General features: G+C 37.7%; 8 protein-coding genes. 1 reads left to right on the plus strand and 7 read right to left on the minus strand.

All coding sequences use genetic code 11. The features are described 5' to 3' along the window. The first annotated feature begins 897 nt into the window (after positions 1-897). Positions 898-1,257 (plus strand): arsenate reductase family protein, encoded by a 360-nt coding sequence (locus tag KHM83_RS18955; RefSeq protein WP_213238605.1) that lies wholly within the window; start codon positions 898-900, stop codon positions 1,255-1,257. A 188-nt stretch (positions 1,258-1,445) separates the two neighbouring features. Here KHM83_RS18955 and KHM83_RS18960 read toward each other — a convergent pair whose 3' ends face one another. The 7 genes from KHM83_RS18960 to KHM83_RS18990 form a co-directional block, all read right to left on the minus strand. Next, positions 1,446-2,948 (minus strand): sodium:solute symporter family protein, encoded by a 1,503-nt coding sequence (locus tag KHM83_RS18960; protein WP_213238606.1) that lies wholly within the window; start codon positions 2,946-2,948, stop codon positions 1,446-1,448. A 49-nt stretch (positions 2,949-2,997) separates the two neighbouring features. Further along, on the minus strand, positions 2,998-5,307 hold the full coding sequence (locus KHM83_RS18965; protein ID WP_213238607.1) for an HD domain-containing phosphohydrolase: 2,310 nt from the start codon (positions 5,305-5,307) through the stop codon (positions 2,998-3,000). 245 nt (positions 5,308-5,552) lie between these two features. Continuing rightward, positions 5,553-5,771, minus strand: a complete 219-nt coding sequence (locus KHM83_RS18970) for an alpha/beta hydrolase (protein WP_213238608.1) — start codon at positions 5,769-5,771, stop codon at positions 5,553-5,555. Beyond that, on the minus strand, positions 5,768-5,926 hold the full coding sequence (locus tag KHM83_RS18975; RefSeq protein WP_213238609.1) for a hypothetical protein: 159 nt from the start codon (positions 5,924-5,926) through the stop codon (positions 5,768-5,770). Before KHM83_RS18975 ends, KHM83_RS18970 begins: the two co-directional genes overlap by 4 nt. A 408-nt stretch (positions 5,927-6,334) precedes the next feature. Next, complete coding sequence (locus KHM83_RS18980; protein ID WP_213238610.1) at positions 6,335-6,958, minus strand: RloB family protein; 624 nt, start codon at positions 6,956-6,958, stop codon at positions 6,335-6,337. After that, a complete protein-coding gene (locus tag KHM83_RS18985) occupies positions 6,951-8,270 on the minus strand; it encodes an AAA family ATPase (protein WP_213238611.1) in 1,320 nt (439 codons plus the stop codon). The genes KHM83_RS18980 and KHM83_RS18985 overlap by 8 nt, the downstream gene beginning before the upstream one ends. A gap of 133 nt (positions 8,271-8,403) precedes the next feature. Beyond that, a complete protein-coding gene (locus tag KHM83_RS18990) occupies positions 8,404-8,856 on the minus strand; it encodes a hypothetical protein (RefSeq protein WP_213238612.1) in 453 nt (150 codons plus the stop codon). Positions 8,857-9,330: the final 474 nt, after the last annotated feature.

The following is a 9,330-nucleotide window of genomic DNA, read 5'->3' on the forward strand; positions in this document are numbered from 1 at the left end:
ATATCGATAGATTTTGAAAACTGCCTTTTAGGGAGTCTTATTAAAGTTGCCCTTTTTTAGACCTACTGATTAAAGTGAATTTCCGGTTATTTTAGTCTTGACTTTTCATAGCTGGTCTCCTTTCACATGACATACAACTATTGGAAACTTTAAGGGTTTGCGTCGATCTTTCAGCCCGACCTGCACTTCTAATCTGCCTACTTTGTTTTAAGTAACCCCAAAGTGCTTACTCGTTAAAATCCATATTAAAAATAGCCCCATATCATTGAGATTTTTAAAAATAATCTTACCGTATGAGGTGAGACAATGCTGTCATTGCCCTCGATGTTTTTAAAATCTTCAATGGTTTTCCTTACAAAAATAGCGCCTGTTTCCATTAGAAAACAGACGCCTTCATGACATCTTTTTAAAGCATTCATAAGCAACCGTATGTACCCATGCCGACACATGGCAGCGCACTTATCGACTTCATGTCGACATTTCTTTATCACCGCGCCAAGCTGCTTATCCGACTTATAATGCTGTTTCTATTGTACTTGATAAAGTGGACTCTATGTCAAGCCCCAATAGCAAAAAAGACAATATTTCTACCTTCATACACTTATATGCAGAAATTGCATCATCTAAATTTTAATGCTCAATGCTTATACGCCCTAGCGGCAAAAAAAGCGCCTTGATCAGCATTTAACCAAATAGGGCAATGACATGGTAAAATTGCTTTAAGATTCACTTGATAATTCTGACCATTAAAATATAATGAAATTACATTCAGTTTTTTATTCACAAAAGAACAAGAGACACTTTCAATATAGTTGGAACAATCTTGTAACAATCATGGAATAACCTTGGAATAATCTTGGAATAATCTCGAAATCCTTAATTCACCGGAGGTCAATCATGTTATTTATTTGTTACCCAAAATGCAGCACCTGCAAAAAAGCAGAAAAATTCTTGAAAGCAAATGGTCTTGACTATACCTTTAGAGATATTAGCGTTGAAAATCCTACGCAAAACGAATTGAATACTTGGCTTGAACGCAGTGGGCTTCCCATCAAAAAATTCTTTAATACAAGTGGTCAGTCCTATCGCGCTCTCAATCTAAAAGATAAGCTGGGTGAAATGACCACGGAGGCACAAATAGCACTTCTTGCTACAGACGGTATGCTCGTCAAACGCCCTATTCTCGTCACTGACGACGGCAGCACCGTACTCGTCGGGTTTAAAGAAAACGAGTGGACTGACACACTGCTCCCATGATGCAAGTACAAACTTAAAAAGCACACAGTCGCTTATGGTAAGTTCTGACTGTGTGCTTTTTCACTTATGTTCCCTGCTATATTCTTGCTAGTTCCCTGCTATATTCTTGCTAGCTCCCTGCTAGATGCACCTATTCGATGCCATTCTAAAATCACCACGTAGATGCTGTCACCTTCAAATCCATATCCTTAAACACTTGTTCTGCGTCTATTCGCCACAAGTCCCATCATCATCACAATTAAACAGACGCCAATACTGATAAACAGCGGATTAAAAGACCATTTTAGCAGATTGCCCACAATCACCGTTAATGGTCCCGCAATAATGGCTGTTCTCGCCCACACACTGCCTATTTTCCCTTTAAGCCAAAGTGCGCAGCCCGTTGGAATAAAGATCACCGATGCCCTTAGGCCCATGGATAAAAAGCCGAGGTCATTGATAAAGGTGCTCTGCGTTGACAACATCACGACAACACTGAGCAGCAGCACCATTGCAATTGTTCCCCGAATTAGAGTGAGTTCCATCTTTGTGCCTTTTAATACTTGAAAACGTTTTTCAATCAAATCCTGTACAATAATAGTCGCTACGCCAAGGGAAAGACCTGATCCGCCACCGACAACCGTTATCAGAAGCGTCCCAAGTGTTATGCCGCCCAATAATCTCGGCATATAATGAATGACAAATGCGGGAAAGACCTGCGCCGTATTAGTGAGCTCAAAAAGACCAGCCGGAACCGCTTGTCCAGCTGCAAGAATTGCCTGTATTTCAGCCGTCGTGATGCAGTGCGTTCTCATAAAGATTCCGATAAAAATACCCGCTATACCAACCGGTGGAATCATCAATGCACTTAAAAGTGCACCCTTTCGAGCAACTTGATTGCTGCTCCCTGCCCATATTGCCTGCGAGTATGTCTGCGTTGACAAAACCCCTAGGATTAATGATAGGCCTGACCCGATATCTTTCATTGCGCCTCGCGCTGTTAAATTCATGTACTGATGTACCACTTCTGTCGATGTTTCCAGTCCATTCACACTGCCGAGCGGTGTACCTGAGAGCAACGTTTTTAGATTGCTTATCATTTCGCTTGGCCCAGCAATACGCCAAACGATGATCCACCCTATAATTGAAACCATATAGAGCAGTATCAGTTTGACGACGCCGCCCATGCCTGCACCCCACACACCGCCAAAGATCACGTAGAATGCCATAATGACGATTGAAATCAGCCCGGCAACGGGGATGCTCACAGGGAAAATGACCGAAATCATTGCTGTCGCCGAAACCACCTGGGCAAGTACACTGATAAAAATGCCTAATGACGACAATATCGAACCTATATAACCGGCCATGTGCCCATACTCTGTCGAAATAACGCCCAGCAAAGTCGTGCTGCCGCTATTGCGAAGCGGCGCTGCATATACTGCCCCCAATAACAAGCAGCCAATCCCAGATCCCAGCGTAAACCACCATGCTGACAAGCCAAAATTGAATGCCAGCTGAGCCGTTCCGATCGTCGCCTGTCCGCTCATCAGTGTCCCCATAATCGTTCCCGCAACAATCCATGTGCCCGCTTTGCCGCCGCCTGTTGAAAAATCCGATGCATTGCTTACTTTTTTCCCCGAGAAGGTCCCAACAAATGCTATAAGTGCCAAAACGGCGATTACGCCAATATAGTGTACACCTGTCATCATTCACCTCGTCTTATGCCACTAAAATGTCCATCATGCTGAATATAGACTGCTATAGTTTGTCGAATACGTCGCGTTCAAAGGCGTTGACAACAGTTGGATCAAATTGTTTTCCCGCATGCGCTTTTAATTCCGCAAGCGCAGCTTCTTTCGTCATCGAACGTCGATAAGATCGATCCGCTGTCATGGCTTCATAAGCATCGGCAACGGTAATTATCCTTGCAATGAATGGGATTTCCTCTCCCTTAAGTCTTCTTGGATAGCCGCATCCATCCCACCGTTCGTGATGTGACAATACATCGTCTGCCAAACTGGCATAGGAATCAATCGATTTTAGAATTTGATAACTGCTCTCCGGATGCTTTTTAATTTTCTCATACTCTTCTTCGTTCAGCTTGCCCGTCTTATTGAGAATATCCTGATCGATCACGATTTTACCGATATCATGCAGCAAACCGGCTGTTTCAATTTCTTTAATCACACTGTAATTCATATTCATTGCTTCGCCAATCATTCTGCTGATAATGCTCACGCGTTCGGAATGAATTTTCTCACGCTCATTTTTTTCATTCAGCGTTTTGAGTATCGCCTGAACGGCCTGATGCCGGATACTCTGACTCTCCGTCAGTTTTTTTCTGTACATGATCACTTCTGCCTTATTAAAGATATCCGTGATACTTTGTTCAAGCTGTTTCTTTATATCCCAGCCAACAGACACCGAAACCACCGAAAGCTCTTCTCTGATTTGGCTGACCGCATCGTAAATGTCATTTGTGAGTTTTTCCATTTCCTGCTCGTTCGTGTTCGGGCAGACGATGACGAATTCATCGCCGCCAATTCGAGCAACAAAACCATCCGGCATTGTACACTGCGCAAGGATCGCCTTTGAAATCAGGCGCAATACTTGGTCTCCCGTTTGGTGACCAAAAGCATCATTGACCATTTTAAGACCATTGACATCTACCATCGCCAGCGCAATTGGCATATACAGTGCATTGTCGAGTCTTATAAGTGCTTCTTCGAAATACCTTCTATTATACAATCCCGTAAGTTGATCGTGATAACTGAGGTATTCATTGGTCAATTGGAACTGCTTTGCATCTGTCACATTTCTAATAATTGCAACAACCTGATCCTTTTGATAGGGGGTTATCCGCACTTCATAATAGGTTCTCCCTTCGCCTTCTTCCATACTGAATTCATACGTAAACATCCCTTTTGACTTCAGTGTTTCCTGAATAGCCGCGACACATGATTTGGCAACAGAGCTGGGGAGCGCTTCATAAACACTGCTGTTCGCATAGTCCTCGCCCGCTTTTCCCATCCATTGTTTGCCTCCGGCTTCGCTGTCGACAATGGTTCCATTTGAATCCATGATAAAGATTATATCCGGGAGTGCGCTTACAATGGATTCAATACGCCTTCGGCTGTTGTTGAGCATTTCAATTGTCGCTGCATGTTCAGAGATTTCTTCTTCAAGTGAAGTGTTAAACGTTTCTAAGTCTGCCTGATCTTCGTTTCGCTTTGTGATCAAACTAACCGTGTACTGCCCTATTTGCGACATTTCTTCATAATGAAGTAAATCGATATCAAGCGTTGCCTGTTCAACGGTTGATTTATCCAAATAATCGTTAATCATGTGAATCTCACGTTTAATACCTTTATAAAAGCGATTATTAATCAGCCAAAACAGCACCATTAGCGAAACGATCATGGCACAGGTAATCGCAATTGTCTTTAAATTTTTCCGATGTATTTCACGGCTGATCTGTGCCTTAATGGTATCAATTTCAGACAGATTGACACCTGCACCAATATACCAGTCAAAAGGTTCAAACGGCATGACATAGCTTATCTTCGGCACCTGTTCCACACTGTCTATCGGCGGCATGATATAAGTAACATACCCGCCGCCTTCCTTGGCTTTTTTGATAAGCTCCTGAACAACCTTTAAACCGTTCTTATCTTCAATATCATAAAAGTTATTGCCTTTACTCGGGCCAAGCATGTTATTGCCCTGATAGTCTGCGATAAAAAAATAACCGACATCTTCTGATTGCAGCTGCTCCAATATTGCAACGATTTCCAGTTGAAGCGCTTCTCTTGAGAGCGCTCTGCTGTTATGTATGTAGTAAAAATCTGCGATCTGAACGGCTTTTGTCACTTCTTCTTTCATACGATTCTTAATTTGAAGCTCATACTGTGCAATACCTAATGCTTCTCTCTTTTGCCCCGCAGAGACCTCGTAAAATGTTTCGGCCAGCATCAGTCCAATGCCGACGACTAGGGGGATAATTAGGACGACAAGTCGGTTTAACTGGTTAAGACTTTTCTTGTTCGCCATCTTATTGCTTTTTTTCATAGATCACCTATAATGCCTTAATTCAAAATATTTTGCCAAAGTAAATGTAAACAACCATGCTTCAACTATATAATGATTCTTAAGCTGCTACAAGAGGCTAAAGCGTTAAATTTTCTTCACTTCGTCAAACAACAAAAAACGCCTCCGGCATTTGGCCTGCACATTAACTGTAAAAGTCAGATCGCTTAACCATACAGTTATGTGCAGCCATTTACCACGTAAGGCGTTTTTCCTTATTTAAACATTTACAAATTGTCTTTAAAGAACGATTCGAGTTTATCAAACGGAATGACATCCACTTTGTCATATAAATCGACGTGGTTAGCACTCGGTACAACATACAGTTCTTTTGGCTCTGCCGCTTTTTCATACACACTTTCACTGAAATAATTTGAATGTGCATTTTCACCGATTACCATGAGTATAGGCCTTGGCGAAATATCGTCAACATAGGAAAGATTCATAAATGCCATTTGGCTGGTGTTCGTAAAGACGTTAATGGAATTCGGATGATGTCGTACATGCTCGCTGTTGCAACCGCCTTGATGCGCGTATCAACTTGCGCCGCTGTCAGGGCAAAACCACCGCTGCCGCAAATGCCAATACGTTTTCGTGCCATATTCTCACTGAGGTCAAATGTATAGTAGTCCTCTCTTGGACTCTGCGCTACTGTTCGTAAAACCGGATGCGATCAACATGCCGACGATTCCGATCATGCATAATTGCTTAATGCGTTTCATTATCGTTCTCCTTTCATTTATCCAAATTTATTTAATTCGTTTGTACCACTACTATAAACTGAATATGTGATAAATTTGTGAGAACGGCAGAAACTATGTATAAGTAAATTTAAGTGTAGGAAAAGATATAAGCTTATTAGCAATGTCGACTAACATCATTAAAAAAAGTTTATTTTTCATTGCATCTCTTCTATCGTTCCCACGATTCACGACGTGAGCTGTGGTTCGTTCAAAAGAACGAATCATGGCGTGGGAATCGTTGTGTTAGCTGACGTTAAAAATACGTATTAGCAAGAACTCACGTTATTCAAATACTCAACCAACTTGTATACATCTGTAAAGGGATTATGATGATTACTATATCTCCTATTACCAGTTTCTTCATGATAGGATTCAAGTTTTTTTGCATTTTGGATTGCATCATCTTGATTGCTTATCAATCGGTTAAAATAGCTAATATTCTTTTTATACTTTTCTCCAAGTAACTTTGATAATTCCTCTTCGAGTTCCTCTGTATTTGATATAAACTTAGTAGTATATTTATAATGCAATAAATACCAAAGTTCAAAACATCTTGAAGAAATAATTTTTTTAATATTATTATACTTTTTTCTATTAACTGATTGCTCAATTATGCTTCCAAAATCATCATAATCAAATACACACCAAATGCTATCACCTGATTCAAAATCAAGGTCATAATCATGAGACTTTTCTAATGCGTATTCAAGCAATTTATCTGGTGATTGATATTTAGTTTTTGTGTTTAAAACACTTACACCTTCAATGTGTATACCACATTTCTTTAAATGTCTTTTATAATCATTAAAATATAAAGGTTCAGTTTTTTCAGTGCCACACACAATTACAGTTCTTGGTGCAATATGTCTTTGCTGTCTTCTTCTAGGCATTGATTGCCTCCAAAATTGAATCTAAAACTAATTCTTCATCAATAAATGGAATGGCTCTATATCTCCCAGATAAATATCTCTTCATTATGTTACTAGAACTCTTCTCTGTTGGAAAATCATAAACTGAATATAACTCTGTTGAATTATCACTATTTCTGTTGGTAAAATACATTTGATCTCTTCGCAGATACTTTTGATCTAAAACGGAAGTGTTATGGGCACTAAATAGTAATTGAGCATGAGTCTTATTCTTATTAAATAGCATCACTAAAAAAATCAGAAGGTTTGAATGCAATTTAGTATCTAATTCATCAAAAACTAAACAATTCCCTTTTGATAGCATATCAATAAAAGGCCCGGCCAATTCATAAAATTTATTTGTACCATCTGATTCTTCAGCCATATCGAATTTTACTTCTATATTGTTTCCATTAGAATCCTTACCAGCTTTTGTTGTTTTTACTTCAATATAATCACGACTTGATATTAATTTTTTAAATGCATCTTCTTTCATAATATTTGAAACTTTCTTAATAAAATCATCTTCATCATCAAGTGATGCTTCCATTGTACTTATATCACTAATATTAAAATCTGCTCCTTTTAAAAAGCTTAAAATTTTCTTTTTCTCTTTATTTTCATTAATTAAATACGTAGTATATCCATTCCATTCATTCGAAATATCTGTTGTATGAATTACTAATTTATCTTTAAACCAATTAAAAACTTTCTCCGTAAGTTGATTTTCTAAATTTGTGGACACAGATAAATATAATTTATTAGTAGAGGTCATAGACGCAAAAAAATCTTGACGTGTTTTATCTATTGTAAATTTAAAATCCTCTATGTTATTCTCAATCGAATTCCTTCTGTTCTCTCTTTCAAATACAGTAGCTTTTCTTCCTTTAGGATAATAATAAAGGTATTCCTTTTCGATTATTTTCTCATTTGATGAAAATCCATAATTATATAAAATTCCATCTAAAATTAAATCTACTTCAAACTCACTTGCTAGATTTGTATAAACTTCATCAAGACGAAAAGGTTTGTAATTAAGTTTTTCTCCTTTATTCAAACTATTAGACGTTATAACAAAATTTTTCATGAAATCTATGGCTTTAATAAGATTAGATTTACCAGAAGCATTTGGACCATATATACTTATAGTCTTAAGTAAATTATATTCTTTTTCATTCACTGTATTTATATCAATAACATTTTCTCTTAAATTATTTAATGCTGCCGCTTCAAATGATAATTCAATTCTTTCTTTTATTGATTTAAAATTTTTAACTCTAAAATTCACTATCATATTATATCACTCCTTATTAATATAATATCATAAAACGAGTTTTAATTCGACTATTATTCCATTTTTATTCTAAAATAGAGTTTAAATATTATTTATTCCAAAATATCATTAGTATTTTTAATATTAGCAAACTTTAAGAATTATGGACTACATAAGCAAAACACGATAAGAAGGCAATTAAATACAAGTATGGCATTAATACTAAAACAATAAAGTTTCTCCTTGCTTGCTTTAAAACTATTCTAATCGGATCATCGTTAATACTGTTTTTGATGAATCTGTAATGATGCTTTTTATCTCTAATGACACAATAATTCCCTAATAAATTACCTGTCTTAATCTTACTATCATCATATATTCGATATAACATTTCGCCGCTTATACTATCTTCTTCAGCAGTGACATTAACATATTCATAGCAAATACCATTGCCATATGAATATAGACTAACTTCAGTACACACTAACCTTCTCAACCCAACGAGTTCCAATTTGCGTTCACTTAAAAAATAAAACTCTTCTCTAAAGTAAGCATCCAATTTTTTACTATGCTTCCGATTCCTTTTTTTTATTTCTCTGAGTGACATTTTCGCCTCCTTTTTAGTTTTCAATTCTTTTGAACAACGAGTTCCACATTAACGCTCACTTACTATTGCCAATTGATTAATGAAGATTACAAATCAATAAGTATTAGCCTAAGCATTACTAAACATTACTCAATAACAAATTATGGCAAATAATGTTAATTATATGGCGATATATGTAAATCGTCAATCCGCATTCCAATTTTTGTCATTTAAATGGATGGTTTATCCATCTCTTAAAGACTCATAAAAGACTTCGAATAAACTAGCGACGTCCATTTCATTCTCTTTAAAACAGAACTACGTCCTGCAACAATTTTGGATACTTAAGCAGCAGGAAAGCAAATTACGGCAAATTGTTTCTGATTTCTAGTTCTGTCATTGCCTAGCTCATAACTCTTGCCGTAGCTAGCTCGCTTATCTTGCCTCAAAAAATGCGTGTAGTGGCTGCAGTGTTACTGCAGCCCAATAATCATG

The sequence above is a fragment of the Fusibacter paucivorans genome, from assembly GCF_018390735.1.
Taxonomy (GTDB): domain Bacteria; phylum Bacillota; class Clostridia; order Peptostreptococcales; family Acidaminobacteraceae; genus Fusibacter; species Fusibacter paucivorans.

What these genes read in the sequence shown, in the direction of transcription:
- KHM83_RS18955 (WP_213238605.1), top strand. Translation starts at nt 898, where the DNA reads ATGTTATTTATTTGTTACCCAAAATGCAGCACCTGCAAAAAAGCAGAA.
- KHM83_RS18960 (WP_213238606.1), bottom strand. Translation starts at nt 2,948, where the DNA reads ATGATGACAGGTGTACACTATATTGGCGTAATCGCCGTTTTGGCACTT.
- KHM83_RS18965 (WP_213238607.1), bottom strand. Translation starts at nt 5,307, where the DNA reads ATGAAAAAAAGCAATAAGATGGCGAACAAGAAAAGTCTTAACCAGTTA.
- KHM83_RS18970 (WP_213238608.1), bottom strand. Translation starts at nt 5,771, where the DNA reads ATGAATCTTTCCTATGTTGACGATATTTCGCCAAGGCCTATACTCATG.
- KHM83_RS18975 (WP_213238609.1), bottom strand. Translation starts at nt 5,926, where the DNA reads ATGGCACGAAAACGTATTGGCATTTGCGGCAGCGGTGGTTTTGCCCTG.
- KHM83_RS18980 (WP_213238610.1), bottom strand. Translation starts at nt 6,958, where the DNA reads ATGCCTAGAAGAAGACAGCAAAGACATATTGCACCAAGAACTGTAATT.
- KHM83_RS18985 (WP_213238611.1), bottom strand. Translation starts at nt 8,270, where the DNA reads ATGATAGTGAATTTTAGAGTTAAAAATTTTAAATCAATAAAAGAAAGA.
- KHM83_RS18990 (WP_213238612.1), bottom strand. Translation starts at nt 8,856, where the DNA reads ATGTCACTCAGAGAAATAAAAAAAAGGAATCGGAAGCATAGTAAAAAA.